The sequence below is a fragment of the Streptomyces sp. NPDC058955 genome, assembly GCF_042741435.1.
Taxonomy (GTDB): domain Bacteria; phylum Actinomycetota; class Actinomycetes; order Streptomycetales; family Streptomycetaceae; genus Streptomyces.
In genome coordinates this window covers 12,117-27,314 of sequence record NZ_JBHYKM010000019.1, presented here as the reverse complement: position 1 = coordinate 27,314, position 15,198 = coordinate 12,117, and the positions used below count along the sequence as shown (strand labels likewise).

The window sequence follows — 15,198 nt, the reverse complement described above, 5'->3', positions numbered from 1 at the left end:
TCCCCCCACCTCCGCGGCGGCGGCGGGCCCTCCCCGGCCGCCGCCGCCGGGCTGCCGGCAGCATTAACGGGCGCCCAGCGGCAGCGGATCGGCATCGCCCGCGCCCTCGCCCCCGGACCCGACGTCCTTCTCTGCGACGAACCCGTCTCCGCCCTCGACGTCTCCGTCCAGGCCCAGATCACCGGACTCCTCGCCGACCTCCAGCGCGAGTACGGCCTCGCCCTGGTCTTCATCGCCCACGACCTCGCCGTCGTCCGCCAGGTCAGCCACCGCATCGCCGTCATGCACGAGGGCCGGATCGTCGAGGAGGGCGACGCCGACGAGCTGTGCGAGCACCCCCGCGACCCCTACACCCGGGCGCTGCTCGCCGCCGTCCCCGAACCCGTGCCCGTACGCGCCGAGGCGGTGTCCGTGTGAGCGCCTGCTGCACCCCCGGCCGGCCCTGCTCCGGCGGCGTGCCGGGCGGCCCGGTCCTCCTGGACGCACCCGCCGTCCGGCCCGCCCCGCCCGCCCCCGCCATGGCCGAACTCCCGGGCGGGACCTTCCGGATGGGCGACGCCCACGGCGAGGGCTACCCGGCCGACCACGAGGGACCGGTGCGGGAGGTCACCGTCGCGCCCTTCGCGATCGACACCACCGCCGTCACCAACGCGCGCTTCGCCGCCTTCACCGCCGCCACCGGCCACCGCACCGACGCAGAACGCCACGGTTCCTCCTTCGTCTTCCACCTCCTGCTCCACCCGGCCGCCGAGCCCCACGTCCTCGGCCGGGTCGCCGCCGCCCCCTGGTGGCTCGCGGTCGAAGGCGCCTCCTGGCGTGCCCCCGAGGGCCCCGGCTCCGACGTCGGCGACCGCGCCGACCACCCCGTCGTGCACGTGAGCCACTCCGACGCCCTCGCCTACTGCGCCTGGGCCGGACTCCGGCTGCCCACCGAGGCCGAATGGGAGTACGCGGCCCGGGGCGGACTCGACGGAGCCCGCTACCCCTGGGGCGACGACCTCACGCCCGGCGGCCGCGAGATGTGCAACACCTGGCTCGGCGACTTCCCCCACCGTTCCGCCCGTCCGACCGGAGCGATCGGCACCGTGCCCGTCACCGCGTACCCGCCCAACGGGTACGGGCTCCACAACGTCTCCGGCAACGTGTGGGAATGGTGCGCCGACGGCTGGGACCGGGACGGACGCGAGCGCGTCGTCCGCGGCGGCTCCTACCTGTGCCACGCCTCGTACTGCAACCGCTACCGCGTCGCCGCCCGCTCCCACAACACCCCGGACTCCTCGACCGGCCACGGCGGATTCCGTTGCGCCCGCTCGCTCCCCACGGAAGGACCCCGCCACCCATGAGCCCCGGCACCCGCCCCGACCCGTACGAAGGCTTCCCCGGCCGCGTCGGCCGCACCTTCGCCGAGTCCGAACCGGCCTGGCCGCCCCGCACCACCCCGCCCGCCGGAGCCCCCAACATCGTCGTCGTGCTCGTCGACGACATGGGCTTCAGCGACATCGGCCCCTTCGGCTCCGAGATCCCCACCCCGGTACTCGACCGGCTCGCCGAGGAAGGCGTACGGCTCGGCAACTACCACACCATGCCGCTGTGTTCACCCGCCCGCGCCGCCCTGCTCACCGGCCTCAACCCGCACCGCGTCGGCTACGCCATGGTCGCCAACTCCGACCCCGGCTTCCCCGGCTACGGCATGGAGATCGCCGACTCCATCCCCACCCTGGCCGAGCTCCTCCACGACGCCGGCTACGCCACCTACGCCGTCGGCAAGTGGCACCTCGTGCGCGACTCCGCCTCGAACGCCGCCGACGACCGCGCCAACTGGCCCCTGCAGAAGGGCTTCGACCAGTACTACGGCGTGCTCGAAGGACTGACCAGCCTCTTCCACCCGCACCAACTCGTCCGGGACAACAGCCCCCTCGACATCGACGAGTTCCCCGACGGCTACTACTACACCGACGACATCACCGACCAGGCCATCGGCATGGTGAAGTCGCTGCGCGCCCACGACCCGGACAAGCCCTTCCTCCTCTACCTCGCCCACAACGCCGTCCACGGCCCCCTCCAGGCCAAGGCCGAGGACATCGCCCGCCACCGCGGCCGCTACGACGACGGCTGGGACGCCCTGCGCGAGCGCCGGTTCGCCGCCCAGCTCGCCGCCGGACTCTTCCCTCCCGGCACCGAACTGCCCGCGCGCAACGCCGAGGCCGGACTCGACGTCCCACCGTGGGACTCGCTCACCGAGGAACAACAGCGGCTCTACGCCCGCTACATGGAGGTGTACGCGGCGCTCGTCGACAACATCGACCAGAACCTCGGCCGGCTCACCGACACGCTCGCCGCCCTCGGTGAACTCGACAACACCGTCATCGTGTTCACCTCCGACAACGGCGGCACAGGCGAGGGCGGGCGCGAGGGCACCCGCTCGTACTTCAGCCGCTTCGTCCACCACCCCGGCCTGCCCGGCGACTGGGATCCGGACGTCGACCGCGACCCGGAGCTCATCGGGGGCCCGCGCAGCCTCGTCCACTACCCGCGGGGCTGGGGCATGGCCTCCAACACTCCCTTCCGCCTCTACAAGGGGCACACCTACGCGGGCGGCGTCCGCGTCCCCTTCGTCCTGTCCTGGCCCGAGGGAGTGCGCAGCGGCCGGCTCGCCCCCGGCATCCGTCCGCAGTACCAGTACGTCACCGACATCGCCCCCACCCTCCTCGAACTCGCCGGGATCGGCCGCCCGGAGCGCCGCCGGCACGTTCCGGTCCAGGAGCCCGACGGCACCAGCTTCGCCCCCGTTCTCGCCGACCCCGCCCACGACTCCACCCACCCCGAGCAGTACTGCGAGATGACCGGCAACCGCAGCCACTACCGCGACGGCCACAAACTCGTCACCCTGCACCGCCCCGGCACTCCGTACGACGACGAGGAGTGGGCCCTCTACGACATCCGCACCGATCCCACCGAGATCCATGACCTGGCGGCCGAGCGGCCCGGTCTCGTGAAGGAGCTGTCCCAGGCGTGGGAGGAGGCCGCCCGCCGCAACGGCGTCTTCCCGCTGCCGGACGGCAGCGGCGCCCTCGCCCGCCGCAACCCGGCCGAACAGCGCCTCGCCCGCCCCCTCACCCTGCTGCCCGGCACTCCCGAGCTGGAGCGCTACCGCTCGTCGAGGCTCGTCTCCCTGCGCTCCTTCACCGTCGAGGTCCTGCTCGACGAACCCGGTGAGGGCGTCCTCGTCTCCCACGGTGACCAGGGCGGCGGCTACAGCCTGTACGTCGAGGACGGCCGGCTGACCTTCGCCTACAACGAGTACGGCCGGCTCCAGGAGAGCGACGCCGGCCCCCTGGCCGCGGGCCCCCACGAGATCGTGCTCGCCGCGACCGCCGAGGAGGGGCTGCGCTGGAGCTTCACCGTCGCGGTGGACGGCGAGGAGCGGGTCGCCCCCGACAGCGTGCACCAGCTCATCGGGATGGCCCCGTTCCAGGGCATCAGTGTCGGAGTGGACCGCAAGTCCCCGGTCTCCTGGCCCCTGTACGAGCGCCGGCGCTCCTTCCGTCACACCGGCGGCATCCGCTCCGTCACCTACCGCCCGGGCCCGCCCGGACCCGACGCCCCGGACGCGGTCGCCGCCGCCCTGAAGGAGGCGGCCTCGGCCTTCGAGTAGTCCGACCAGGGGTCCGCCGTGCAAGAGGCCGTTTCCGAGTGTGCGGAAACGGCCTCGTGCGTGGCGATGGACGCGGAAGGTCAGTCCACGGTGACGTGGGCCAGGGCCCAGCAGGTGTGGTCGAAGGACGTGCGGTTGTTGGCGTCCTCGACGACCAGCCGCAGGACGCGGACACCGCGTACGTCCAGGTCGACCTGGACGGGGCCGGTGGCCGCCGTGAGCGTGGCGGTCGTCAGGAGCAGGCGGTCGTCGCCGTAGACCTTGGCCCGGGTGGCGCCGAGGCTGCTCTGCCTGGCGGAGAAGTCGTCGATGCCGACCAGGGACGTGAAGCGGAGTGCGGCACCGCCGAGATGGAAGGCGATGTCGCTGGGCGCGTGGACGCCCAGACCCTTCGGGTAGGTCGTACCGCCGAAGGAGATCAGCGGGCCGTCGCCGGCGGCGTTCTTGCCGTTGGAGGCGTCGCGTTCCACCGGTCCCCAGCCGTTCGTTGCGCTGATCCAGGTGAGGTCGGAGAGGTACGCGTCGCGGATCGGGGCAGGGGGCGGTGTCGTGACCGTGCCCGTGGCCGGGTAGCGGACCGGGCCGCCCGGGGTGAGGGCGCTGCCCTCCGCGGTGAGCGTCCACCTGGTCGCGGGGGAGGTGGACGCGGGCGGGGTGACCTGCCAGGAGGCGGTGAGCCGGCCGCCGACGGCGAGCTGGTCCGCGGTGGTCGAGGAGGTGGCGGTCACGGACCAGCCGCCAGGGGCGCGAAGAGCGAGCGCGGCCGCGGTCCACGGGCGGGAGGAGCCGTTGTGGAGCGTGGCCGTCACGGTGAACGCCTGTCCGGGGACAGCCAGGCCGGGCAGGGTCACACCGGCCCCGAACGGGATGCGCGGATACGTGTCCTTCCAGGAGGAGCGCATCAGTGCCACCAGCTCCGCGGCCTTCGCCGGGTGCCGGTCCACGAGGTTGCCGGTCTCCCCGGGATCGGTGGCCAGGTCGTACAGCTCCACCTGCCACTGCTCGTCGGGGAGGGTGAGGTCCCGCTCGGGGGCGAAGCGCACGGCCTTCCAGTCGTCCCTGCGGACCGCCTCGGCGAGCCAGGTGGCACGCCCGCCGTCCTGGGTGTCGGCCCGGCTGGTGACGCCCCGCTCGTCGCGGAACCAGTACAGGTGTCCGTGGCGTGCCGCGTCGGCGCCGCCGACCAGCAGGGAAGCGGCCGACAGTCCGTCCACGTCGGTGGGGGAGGGGGCGCCGCCGAGCTCGGCCAGGGTGGGGAGCACGTCGGTCAGCGGCGTGGGGCGGTCGCTGGTGCCCTGCCGGACCCGACCGGGGCCCCAGGCGATGAGGGGGACGCGTACGCCGCCCTCGTAGAGATTGCGCTTGTAGCCGCGCAGCGGGCCGTTCGCGTCGAACAGGTCGGGGTCGACCCCGCCTTCCTCGTGGGGGCCGTTGTCGCTGGTGACGAGGACGATGGTGTCCTGCTCCAGGCCGAGCTCCCGGAGCCGGTCGACGACCTTGCCGACGAGCGAGTCGAAGTAGCCGACCTGGGCCGCGTGCCCCTTGTTCGCGGCCGTCCAGGTTCGGTCCGCGTACGCGCTGGAGTCGGGGATGTCGCTGGGGGCGTGCGGCACGTTCGGGGTGAGCAGCAGGAGGAACGGATCGGAGGCGTGGGCGCCGATGAACTCCAGGGCGCGCTGCTCCAGGAGGTCCGGGGCGTACACGGCCTTCACGCCGCCGGCGTTGGCGGGGAGGGGTTCCTTGACGTCGTTGTGCCAGAGGTACGCGGGGTAGTACTGGTGGGCGTGGCTGTGGTCGATGTAGCCGTAGAACTCCTCGAAGCCCCGGGCGGAGGGGTGACTGTCCTGGCCGGCGGCCTCCGGTCCGAAGCCCCACTTGCCGATCACGGCGGTGCGGTAACCGCGGGCCCGGAGCACCTCAGCGAAGGTGGTGTCGTCGGCGGTGAGTGACCCCTGGCCGCCGGAGGAGGGATTGGCGCGGACGGTGGAGTGGCCGGTGTGGAGTCCGGTCAGCAGAGAGCAGCGTGACGGGGCGCAGACGGCGGCGGTGGAGTAGGCGTCGGTGAAGCGCAGCCCCTCGGCGGCGAGCCGGTCCAGGCGGGAGGTGGTGATCAGCTTCTGGCCGTAGGCGCCGAGCTCTCCGTAGCCGAGGTCGTCGGCGAGGACGATAACGAAGTTCGGCGGCCGGGTGCCCGAGGCCTCGGCCGCGTCCGGGGCCGTCACCGACGGCGCCGCGAGCGCCGAACCGGCGGCGGTGGTGGTGACGGCGGCCAGACCGAGGGCGGCGGTCGAACCGGCCAGGAAGGTACGGCGGCTGGGCATGGCGGACGGCTCCTCGGGACAGGGGCGGGCGTGCTGCCGATCCTGGGCGGAGAGCCGCGCCGGGACCATGCACACGGCATGAAGAACATGTGACGGCGGCCGACCTGACGGATGCGGGCTCCTCGACCGTCTGTCCGGCCCCCGGGGCTCCGGCGCCGCCGAGCGGGACCGGGCCGCGGACCCGCGCCCGGCGCCCGCGGCGGGGGACCCTTCGAGGACGTGCTCCGGCTTCCGCCGGACGCGGACGGGCTGGAGTACCGGCCGCCGTCCGCGCCCGCTCCCGCGGCCCCGCCGTGGACGGCCGAGCCGGCGGCCGTACCGTTCGACGCGACGGCCCGATGGGCCGACCGCGCGGCCGACTTCACGCCGCTGGAGCTGTCCGCGCGGCGGACCGCGGAGCTGAGTGCGTGGTGCCGGGCCGAGGGGGTGACGGTCCATCAGTTCCTGGGTGCCGCGCTCGCCGAGTCCTGGACCCGGGTCGCGGGCCGCGCGGACGTCCGGCTGCTGACCGCGATCTCCCTGCGGGGGCGCTACCCCGGGCCGTTGCCGGACGTCGGCTGCTTCATCGGCCTGGTCGGCGTCCCGGTGGTGCCGCACCCGGACGGCACGACCGGGACGGCCCGGCGGTACGGCGCGGCGCTGCGGGAGGCAGACGCGCGGTGGCGGCCGCCGCGGCGCGGGCACGCCGAGATCCGCCGGGCCGTGGCCCGGGCCGCGAAGGCGGCCGAGGCGCCCGGGATCCGCCTCACCGACGTCGGTGTCACGGATCCGGCGCTCGGCCCGCACGCGGACCGCGTCACCGGGTTCCTCACGGTCGTCAACCGCACCGGGGCCGACTACGGGCTGGTCCTGCACGCCGCGACCTTCGGCGGGGCGCTCTCCCTCGCCCTGGCCCACGGGACCCCGGCGACGGACCCCGCGACGGTGCGGGCGGTCGCCCGGGAGCTGCGCGCGCGCCTGATCCGGCCGGGTACCCCGCCCGGGGTCAGTCCGTCCGCAGCGCCAGCTCCAGGAGGCCGGGGAAGCGCGCGTCGAACTCCGGCCGACGCAGTCGGTTGAGCCGCTTGGGCCCGGCGTCGCGCTGCTCCAGCAGCCCGGCGTCGCGCAGCACGGCGAAGTGCCTGCTCAGGGTGGCCTTGGTGACGGGGACGTCGAAGCTCCCGCAGGAGCGCTCCCAGTCGCCGGAGCCGGCGAGTTCCCGGACGAGCGCGCGCCGGACCGGGTCGGCGAGCGCGAGCAGGGCCGTCTCCAGCGGCACCTGGGCCGGATCGGTGTGGACCGGTGGGAGCCGGTGGCCCGGCCCCGGGCCGGGGGGTGCGTCCTCTGACGCCATGGCGGTTCTCCGTCCGTCGGGGGTGGCCGGATCGCGCCGGTCACCGATTGCTGAGTGTTCGATGGCGTGCGTACACTCCTCGGGTGTTCGTCTCGCGGCGAACATTCTACGCGGCCGGCCCGCTCCGGCGCCGCCCGTCGGGCCGAGCGGACCCGCGTCCCGCCGCCTCCCCGCCCCTCCCTCCCTCCTTCCCTTCCTCCTTCCCTTCCCCTCACCCTCACGGAAGGACGAGCACGTGACTCGTCATGAACCGGCCGTCGCCGCGGCCCGGCCCGGCCCCACCCTCTTCGCCGCCTGCCTCGGCTTCGTGGTCGTCATCCTCGACGTCAGCGTCGTCAACGTCGCGACCAAGGCCCTCACCGCCGACTTCGGCGGCAGCCTCTCCGGCCTGGAATGGGTCATCAACGGCTACACCCTCACCTTCGCCGCCTTCCTCCTCACCGCCGGCGCCCTCGGCGACCGCTTCGACCCCCGGCGCATCTTCGTCGCGGGCTTCGCCCTCTTCGCCGTGAGCTCCCTGGCCTGCGGAGCCGCCCCCACGCTCGTCACCCTGATCGCGGCGCGCGTCCTCCAGGGAGTCGGCGCCGCCCTGATCGTGCCGTCCTCGCTCTCCCTGGTGAACACCAACTTCCCCGACCCGGCCCGGCGGACCCGCGCCGTCAGCCTCTGGGCCGCCGCCGGCGGCCTGGCGCTCGCCCTCGGGCCCGTCGTCGGCGGCGTCCTCGTCGACTCCCTCGGCTGGCGCTCGATCTTCTACGTGAACATCCCCATCGCCGCCGTCGGCATCCTGCTCACCCAGCGCTACGCCCAGGCCGCCCCGCCCCGCGACCCCTCGCGCCGCCGCTCGCTCGACCTGCCCGGCCAGCTGCTCGCCATCGCGGGCCTCGGCGCGCTCACCGCCGCCATCGTCGAGGCCAACGCCCGGGGTTGGGGCTCCGCCCTCGTCATCGGCTGCCTGGCCGTGTTCGTCGCCGCACTGATCGGCTTCCTGGCCGTCGAACGCCACAGCTCCGACCCGATGCTGCCGCTGCACCTCTTCGGCCGTCGGGCATTCAGCGCCACCTCGCTCATCGGCGTCCTGCTCAACTTCGCCTTCTACGGCCTGATCTTCGTCTTCAGCCTCTTCTTCCAGCAGGTGTGGGCCTACTCGCCCCTCACCGCCGGACTCGCCTTCCTGCCCATGACCGGCGCCATCATGACCGCCAACCTGGCCTGCGGTCCGCTGGTCAAGCGCCACGGCGCCCGCGGCGTGCTGCTCACCGGCAACCTCCTCGCCGCCGTCGGCTACCTGGCGGTCGTCCCGGCCGTCGCGACCGGCTCGTACCCGGCGGTGATCGTCCCGTTCCTCGTCGCGGGATTCGGCATCGGCCTCGTCGTCCCGGCCATGACCAACGCCATGCTCGGTGCGGCGGACCCGGCCAACGCCGGCATCGCCTCCGGCGTGCTCAACGCCTCCCGCCAGCTCGGCGGCCTCATCGGCGTCGCCGTCATGGGCCTCCTCGTCGGCCAGGCCGCTTCCGGCCACTTCCTGACCGGGCTGCGCGCCGCCCTCGTCTCCGCCGTCGCCGCGCTGCTCGTCGCCGCCGTGCTGAGCGCCACCGGCATCCGCAGGGCCCAGGCGCCCGCGCCCGGCGCCCGCGCCTCGGCCACCGCCACCCGCTCACCCCGCGGGGGGGGCGCCACCATCGCCTGACACGCCCGGACGACGAACCCCCGGCGCGGGGACGGGGCCGGGGGTTCGTCGTGCGTGGAGAGCCGGGTCAGTCCGCGGGCGCCTTGGTCTTGGCGGCGGCAGCGGCGGCGGTGGTCGTGGTGGTGGTCGTGGTCGTCGTCGACGGCTTGAGCTGGACCCAGCCTGCCTTGCTCGGGGCGCCCTCCTCGTTCAGGAGGAAGAGCATGTAGTGGCCGGGCGGGGCCGCCGCCGCGTTCGGCGGGGCCTGGAGCTCCAGGAAGTTGCCGCTGCGGCTCTTGACGCGCAGTTCGAGGTGGCGCTGGCTGGTGTTGATCGAGTGCGTCGCGGTGGTCGGGGCCAGCAGCACGGCGCGGGTGACGTCGTTGGGCGTGCCGGTGCTCACCGTGATCTTGTCGTTGTAGCCGACGGTGGGGTTGAAGATCGTGCCGAGCTGGGGGCGGCTGCCCTGGTGGAGGTAGGCCGGCTCGTAGATCTCGATGCTGCCGTTGTTGTTGTCGGTGATGTCGGGGTCGTTGGCGAGCTGCTGGAGCTCGTCGCCTGTGACCATGACGCGGCCGTCCGGGAGGACCACGGCGTTGGAGTGGTAGCCGCGCGGGAGCCGCTGGACGGGCCCGAGCTTCCAGTCGCCGTTCTCGTCGCGCAGTTCGGTCTGCCGGTACTTCAGGTCCGCGTTCGGGTTGTACGGGCCGTTGCCGTAGTCGCGGATGTCGAAGGCGCCGTTGACCGTGAGCAGGTTGCCGTTGGGCAGGAGCAGGGTGTCGTCCTGGGTGCGGCCGAAGGCGCGGGGCTTCTCGGTGTTCCACTTGCCGCCGGCCAGGCGGTAGGTGTTCGGGTCGTTGCGGTCGCCGCCGAGGACGAGGACCGAGTCGGGGCCCCGGAAGCCGGCCGGCAGCGGGACCGCGGAGCCGTAGTTGCGCCGCCACTCCCCGCCGTCGGGGCCGGGCATGTTCTTGTTGACGTCCGGACGGTTCGGCAGGTCCGTCCTGGTGTCGGCGGCGGTGTCGAAGACCCACTGCTGGTCCACGGAGCGGCCGAGGCCGTAGATCTTCCCGTCGCGCAGCGAGAACAGGTGGGGGTAGTCCCACTTGAACGGGGCCTCGGTCCTGAGCTTGTCCACCCCCCAGCCGACCGGCCTGACCGTCTTCTCGAAGGGGACCGGGTGCGCCGCGCCGGGGAAGCGCTCGACCAGCGGGGTGGGGGTGCCCCAACCGAGCTCCGACTGCCCGGACATGATGACCTGGCGCCCGTCCGCGCCGGTGACCACGCTGGGGTACCACCGGCCGACGGACATGTCCTTGTTCAGGTACCACTCCTCGGCCCAGGGGTCGAAGACCAGCGACAGCTTGGCGCCGGAGCCGCCGTTGCCGCCGAGGTTGCCGCCGAAGACCCCGAGCATGCCGTTGGGCAGATAGGAGTGGCCGGCGCAGAAGAACGGGGCCGGGCGGGGCTCGTTCTTCCCGTCGGGCATGTTGACGACCGGCGGCTTCTTCTCGGTGAACGCGTCGGCGCCGGTCCCCTTGGCGGGGTCCCAGATCCAGGCGCGGCCGGCGTTCGGCTTGCCGATCGTGTCCGTGGGGGCCGGTTCCTTCTGCGGGTTGACCTCGATCCGCTCGAAGGAGAACAGCAGGACCTTGCCGGTCGGCAGCAGCGCGATGTGGGCCGCGAAGTCCGGCGACGGGAAGTACTCCCGGAACCGGCCGAACTCCGAGGCGTCGAAGGACGCGTTGGCCTTCTCCTGGGAGGCGGTCAGCGCGGAGAGCCGCGCCGTCCGGGTCGTCTGCGGGTACTCGCCGACGTCGGCCATCGCCTTGCGGGTGCGGGCGTGCTCCTCGGCGTGCTCCTCGCCGAGCGTCGCGGCCTCGGCCGGGTCGACGGCCACGGGGGCCTTCGCCGCCCGGGAGGCGGGGGCGTACGGGAAGGCGTCGCCGTGGTCCGCGTCGCCGTGACCGGTGTGGGCGACGGCGGGACCGGCCGATACCAGGGCCATGGACGCGGCCATCGCGGTGGCCGCGCAGAGGGAGAGCGCCGTGACGAGCCCGCGGCGGGCGGGCCGGGGCGGGTTTCCGGGGGGCATGGGACTCCTTGTCGGGTGGGGACGGCGCGGCGGTTCCGACGACGGGGGACAGGTCGGAGCACGCCGGTGACAGGACTGCCACGTGTTCACGCACGGTGACGCGACTCAGTGTTCCGGCGCCTCGGCGGGCTGTCCTCCTGGCCGACCCAGCCGGGTGATCACGAGCCCTGAAAGCGCCCCAGTGCGCCCCCTGCGCCCCCTGACCAGCCCGTTTGTCGCCGGTGAACGAGTGAAGGGTGCGTTCCCCGCCCGTCGGTCCCCGAGGCCTCGCATACGTTGCAGATCACTCTGCGCGACAAGGGCGTGGAGGTGTCGATCTTCTGGAGGGACCATGGCGGACGGACTCGGGCTGCGCGAGAGCGACGACATCCAGGGCGATGTGCTCGCCGGCTTCAAGAAGGACCAGATGACCCTGCTCTTCCTCAAGTTCGAGGATCCGGCGAGGGCGCGCGCCTGGGTCAAGGCGCTGGAACCGCAGATCTCCACGACGCGGCAGGTGGCGACCTTCAACGCCGCCTTCAGCAAGGCCCGCAAGGCGTCGGCGGGCGACGACCCGAAGACGCTGCGGGCCACCTGGATCAACGTGAGCTTCACCTACGAGGGGCTGCGGGAGCTGACCGGCAAGGACCCGCTGCCGTCCGTCGCGCCCCGCAGCGGCCTGGAGGCGTTCAAGCAGGGCTCGGACAAGCGGGCGCTCGGCGACACCGGCGACAGCTCGCCGGAGATGTGGCTCTTCGGCAACGGCAAGGGCGAGCCCGTCCATGCCGTCCTCACCCTCGCCGCCGACACCCTCCAGGACCTCCAGACGGCGGTCCGGCAGCAGCGCGAGGCGTGCGCCGGGGCGAAGATCGTGATCGTCTTCCAGCAGGACGCCGCCACCCTGCCCGGCACCCGCAGGGGCAAGGAGCACTTCGGCTTCAAGGACGGCGTCAGCGAGCCCGGCGTGATCGGCTTCGACGAACCGGACCCGGTCAAGCCCGAGTACGTCAAGGGCCATCACGGCACCCGGCTGATCCCGGCCGGCGAGTTCGTCGTCGGTCTCGACCGGGTCGACGGCGACCCCCGCGAGACCCCCGAGTGGGCCGACAACGGCAGCTTCCAGGTGGTGCGCCGGCTCGGCCAGGACGTCCCGGGGTTCTGGTCGCAGGTGGCCGGACAGCTGAAGGTGCTCAAGAACGCCAAGGTGGTGCCGCCCGAGGCCACCACCGAGTGGCTGGCCGCCCGCCTCGTCGGCCGCTGGCGCTCCGGCACCCCCGTCGCCACCTGCCCGCACGCCGACCGCCCCTCCAACGCGCTGGCCGGCGAGGACAACGACTTCGGCTACCGCGACGACCCCGAGGGCTTCCGCACCCCGCTCTTCTCCCACCTGCGCAAGACCAACCCCCGCGACGGACTCCAGGAGCGGCCGGGGGACCGGCCGTTCGACGAGAACCCGGTGATGGACCGCCGCCGGATCATCCGCCGCGGCGCCCCCTACGGAGCGCCCTTCGACCCCGCCTCGGAGGGGCCCGGCGGGCCCGACGAGAAGCGCGGCCTGCTCTTCGTCTGCTACCAGTCCGACCTCGTGCAGCAGTTCGAGTTCATCCAGAAGGCGTGGATCGACAGCCCGGACTTCCCGCCGAACCGGACCGAGAAGCCGGGCCCCGACGGCATGGTCGGCGCCGCCGGCACGCTCAGCTACGAGACGCCCGGCCGGACGACCAAGCTGACACTCAGTCAGTTCGTCTTCACCGAGGGGTCCGTGTACGCCTTCGTGCCGTCGCTGCGGCTGCTGCGGCTGCTGGGCGACGGCCGGCTCACCGACAAGCCGCCCGCCGTGGTCCGGCCCACCGACGCCTTCCTGCCCCTCCCCGACATGCAGCGGACGGGCGGCAAGAGCTGGTACTGGGCGTACGGGACCGGCGGCGACGGCACCCCCGTCTGCCGGACCCTCTCCATCGCCGACGGGGACGACCACACCGACGTCCGCGAACGCCCGGACCGGCCCCTGAGCGACTGGCCCTGCTACGCCGGGGTGACGAAGGTCGACGCGATCCTGCCCGTCCCGGACGAGCAGCGGGTCGACGGCCGCAGCCGCTTCTGGCTGTTCCACACGGTCGAGGGCCGACAGGTCTACCGGCTGATCTCGGTCGCCGACGGCGCCGAGACCGGGCTCCCGCCCGAGCAGGCCGCCCGGATCGACCGCGCGGACCGCGCCCTCTCCGCGTGGGTCTCACTGGGCGGCGTGGCGCAGGTCGACGCCTTCCTGCCGGTCCCCGACCTGCAGCGGTCCGGCGGCAAGAGCTACTACTGGGTGTTCCACACCCTGATGGGGGCCCAGGTCTACCGGCTCATCTCGATCGCCGACGGTCGGGGGCACCAGGACGCCATCGAGCGCGGCGACCGCGGGCTCGACCTGTGGCGCTCGCTGACCGGGATCACCCGGGTCGACGAGTTCCTGGCCGTCCCCGACATGCAGCGGATCAACGGCCTGAGCCTCTTCTGGGTGTTCCACCAGGACAAGTACCGGCTCATCGTGATCCGCGACGGCCGCGGCCACGAGGACCAGATCACGCTCGACGACCGTCCCCTGACCCTGTGGACGTCCCTGACGGGCTGACGGACACGGCCGCCTTCCCCTCTCACCTGCGGCGGCCCCTCACCGCCCAGGCCCGGGCGGTGGGGGGGACGGCGCCGTCCCGGTCCCGGGGCAGGGCGGCGCTCAGGGCGTCGCGGACGCGGGTCCGGGTGGCGGGCGGGAGGGTGGCCAGATAGCCGGGGGCCGGGCCCTGGCCCGCCAGGAACGGGCTCCACAGGTCGGCGAAGTCCGGGAAGACGGTCGGGACTTCGAGCCCGGTGGTGGTGACGTCGACGAGTCCCGCCTCCGTCCAGAGCGCGCGCAGCCGGTCCGGGCGGCAGTCGGCGAACCGCCGGCCCTCGTGCAGCGCCGCCGCCGCCGGGTCCACCTCGGTGGCGGCGTCCCAGAAGTGGCGGAGGAGGTCCATCCCGTCGGCGTAGTCCCAGACGTACGCGGCCATCAGGCCGCCCGGGCGGGTCACCCGGGTCTGCTCGGCGAGGGCGGCGGCGGGGGAGGGCAGGAAGTTCAGGAGCAGGGCGCTGACGGTGGCGTCGCAGCCCCCGTCGCGTACGGGGAGGGCCAGGGCGTCCGCCACCGCGAAGCGGGCCGGCGGGGAGGCGGTCGCGCGGGCCCGGGCGACGAAGTCCGGCGCGCGGTCCACCCCCAGGACGCTCCGGGGGCGGAGCCGGGTGGCGATCGCGGCCGTCAGGCCGCCCGTGCCGCAGCCGACGTCCAGCCAGCGCAGGCCGTCGGCCGCGCCCAGCCAGCCGGCGAAACGGTCGGCCACGCGGCGGCTCCAGCGGCCCATGTACCGCTCGTACGCCGCGCCCGCCGCCCACACGTCGTACCGCTCCCGTTCGCGCATGCCGCCCAGGATGGCCGAGGAGGTCCGTCCGCAGGACGGCGACAGGCCGTCCCGGGGGGGGGGGACGGCCTGGGGGCGGGGCGCCGGGGCGTTCAGACGTAGCGGCCGATCACGTCGACGATGACGCCGTCCTCGACCAGGTAGGCGTAGGTGAAGTGCTCGGTGATGCCCGAGCCGGTGGTGAAGATGTACTCGACGACCGTCCGTCCGTCGGCGGCGTGCGTCGAGATCTCGCGGTAGTGGCCGTCGTCGTCGACGACGTCGGGGCGGATGAAGTCGCCGACGATCTCGTCGCGGCCGTGGAAGAGGGTGCCCGCCCGGTCGAAGCGGGCCTCGGGGGCGTACGCGGCGGTGATGCCGTCGACGTCGCCCCGGTTGGCCGCCTCGGTGTAGCGGCGGGCGACGGCGAGCAGCGCCGGATCGACGGCGGTGCGCGGGCCGGCCGCCGTGCTCGCCCCGGAGGGCGCGGGCGTCGTGACCGTGACCGGCGCCGGGGTGTCCGCGGCGGCGGTAGGCCGGTCGGGGGAGGAGCAGGCCGGGGCGAGCAGGCCGAGGAGCAGGGCCGCGGCGGGCGGGGGGGGGGCGCGGGGGGGGGGGGGGGGGGGGCGCGGGGGGGGGGGGCGGGCGGGGCGGGGGGGGGGGGGGGGCGCCGGGCGGTGTGGGGGCCGCCCGGGGGGGCCACTCCCAGGGTGGTCAGGGC

Annotated in this window: 11 protein-coding genes; 6 read left to right on the top strand and 5 right to left on the bottom strand. The window is 74.0% G+C overall.

Features of this window, described 5'->3' with window-relative positions; genetic code table 11:
* The 3 genes from ACFW1I_RS10715 to ACFW1I_RS10705 all read left to right on the top strand — a co-directional run.
* Positions 1 to 417, top strand: a 417-nt coding sequence (locus ACFW1I_RS10715) for an ATP-binding cassette domain-containing protein (RefSeq protein WP_384668538.1), incomplete at its 5' end; no start/stop codon positions are given.
* Positions 414 to 1,343, top strand: coding sequence for a formylglycine-generating enzyme family protein (locus ACFW1I_RS10710; protein ID WP_384668536.1), 930 nt, complete (start codon positions 414 to 416; stop codon positions 1,341 to 1,343). The genes ACFW1I_RS10715 and ACFW1I_RS10710, both read left to right, overlap by 4 nt.
* Positions 1,340 to 3,655: an arylsulfatase gene (locus ACFW1I_RS10705; RefSeq protein ID WP_384668533.1), complete on the top strand. Its 2,316-nt coding sequence runs from the start codon at positions 1,340 to 1,342 to the stop codon at positions 3,653 to 3,655. The genes ACFW1I_RS10710 and ACFW1I_RS10705 overlap by 4 nt, the downstream gene beginning before the upstream one ends.
* Positions 3,656 to 3,735: 80 nt before the next feature.
* On the opposite strand, the gene ACFW1I_RS10700 is transcribed toward ACFW1I_RS10705, so the two are convergent.
* A complete protein-coding gene (locus ACFW1I_RS10700) occupies positions 3,736 to 5,976 on the bottom strand; it encodes a sulfatase-like hydrolase/transferase (RefSeq protein WP_384668530.1) in 2,241 nt (746 codons plus the stop codon).
* 219 nt (positions 5,977 to 6,195) lie between these two features.
* On the opposite strand from ACFW1I_RS10700, the gene ACFW1I_RS10695 reads away from it, so the two are divergent.
* Positions 6,196 to 7,035 (top strand): hypothetical protein, encoded by an 840-nt coding sequence (locus ACFW1I_RS10695; RefSeq protein ID WP_384668528.1) that lies wholly within the window; start codon positions 6,196 to 6,198, stop codon positions 7,033 to 7,035.
* Here ACFW1I_RS10695 and ACFW1I_RS10690 read toward each other — a convergent pair.
* Entirely contained in the window at positions 6,962 to 7,309 is a 348-nt protein-coding gene (locus ACFW1I_RS10690; RefSeq protein ID WP_384668525.1) for an ArsR/SmtB family transcription factor, read from the bottom strand. The two genes, ACFW1I_RS10695 and ACFW1I_RS10690, sit on opposite strands and share 74 nt — an antisense overlap.
* Positions 7,310 to 7,544: 235 nt before the next feature.
* Here ACFW1I_RS10690 and ACFW1I_RS10685 point away from each other — a divergent pair, with 235 nt between their 5' ends.
* Positions 7,545 to 9,002, top strand: coding sequence for an MFS transporter (locus ACFW1I_RS10685; protein ID WP_384668522.1), 1,458 nt, complete (start codon positions 7,545 to 7,547; stop codon positions 9,000 to 9,002).
* 67 nt (positions 9,003 to 9,069) lie between these two features.
* Here the strand turns inward: ACFW1I_RS10685 and ACFW1I_RS10680 are convergent, their stop codons facing one another.
* Positions 9,070 to 11,076, bottom strand: coding sequence for a galactose oxidase-like domain-containing protein (locus ACFW1I_RS10680; protein WP_384668518.1), 2,007 nt, complete (start codon positions 11,074 to 11,076; stop codon positions 9,070 to 9,072).
* 331 nt (positions 11,077 to 11,407) lie between these two features.
* Between ACFW1I_RS10680 and ACFW1I_RS10675 the strand changes: the two genes are divergently transcribed.
* Positions 11,408 to 13,675 (top strand): Dyp-type peroxidase, encoded by a 2,268-nt coding sequence (locus tag ACFW1I_RS10675; protein ID WP_384668516.1) that lies wholly within the window; start codon positions 11,408 to 11,410, stop codon positions 13,673 to 13,675.
* Between the two features lie 22 nt (positions 13,676 to 13,697).
* On the opposite strand, the gene ACFW1I_RS10670 is transcribed toward ACFW1I_RS10675, so the two are convergent.
* Positions 13,698 to 14,498 carry a class I SAM-dependent methyltransferase gene (locus tag ACFW1I_RS10670; protein WP_384668513.1) on the bottom strand — a complete coding sequence of 267 codons (801 nt, stop codon included), beginning with the start codon at positions 14,496 to 14,498 and terminating at the stop codon, positions 13,698 to 13,700.
* Between the two features lie 92 nt (positions 14,499 to 14,590).
* On the bottom strand, positions 14,591 to 15,198 hold a 608-nt coding region (locus tag ACFW1I_RS10665), incomplete at its 5' end, for a nuclear transport factor 2 family protein (RefSeq protein WP_384668511.1).

Bases quoted from the DNA above. Each gene is read 5' to 3' on its own strand.
- ACFW1I_RS10680 (WP_384668518.1), bottom strand. From the start codon at position 11,076: ATGCCCCCCGGAAACCCGCCCCGGCCCGCCCGCCGCGGGCTCGTCACG.
- ACFW1I_RS10700 (WP_384668530.1), bottom strand. From the start codon at position 5,976: ATGCCCAGCCGCCGTACCTTCCTGGCCGGTTCGACCGCCGCCCTCGGT.
- ACFW1I_RS10670 (WP_384668513.1), bottom strand. From the start codon at position 14,498: ATGCGCGAACGGGAGCGGTACGACGTGTGGGCGGCGGGCGCGGCGTAC.
- ACFW1I_RS10705 (WP_384668533.1), top strand. From the start codon at position 1,340: ATGAGCCCCGGCACCCGCCCCGACCCGTACGAAGGCTTCCCCGGCCGC.
- ACFW1I_RS10675 (WP_384668516.1), top strand. From the start codon at position 11,408: ATGGCGGACGGACTCGGGCTGCGCGAGAGCGACGACATCCAGGGCGAT.
- ACFW1I_RS10690 (WP_384668525.1), bottom strand. From the start codon at position 7,309: ATGGCGTCAGAGGACGCACCCCCCGGCCCGGGGCCGGGCCACCGGCTC.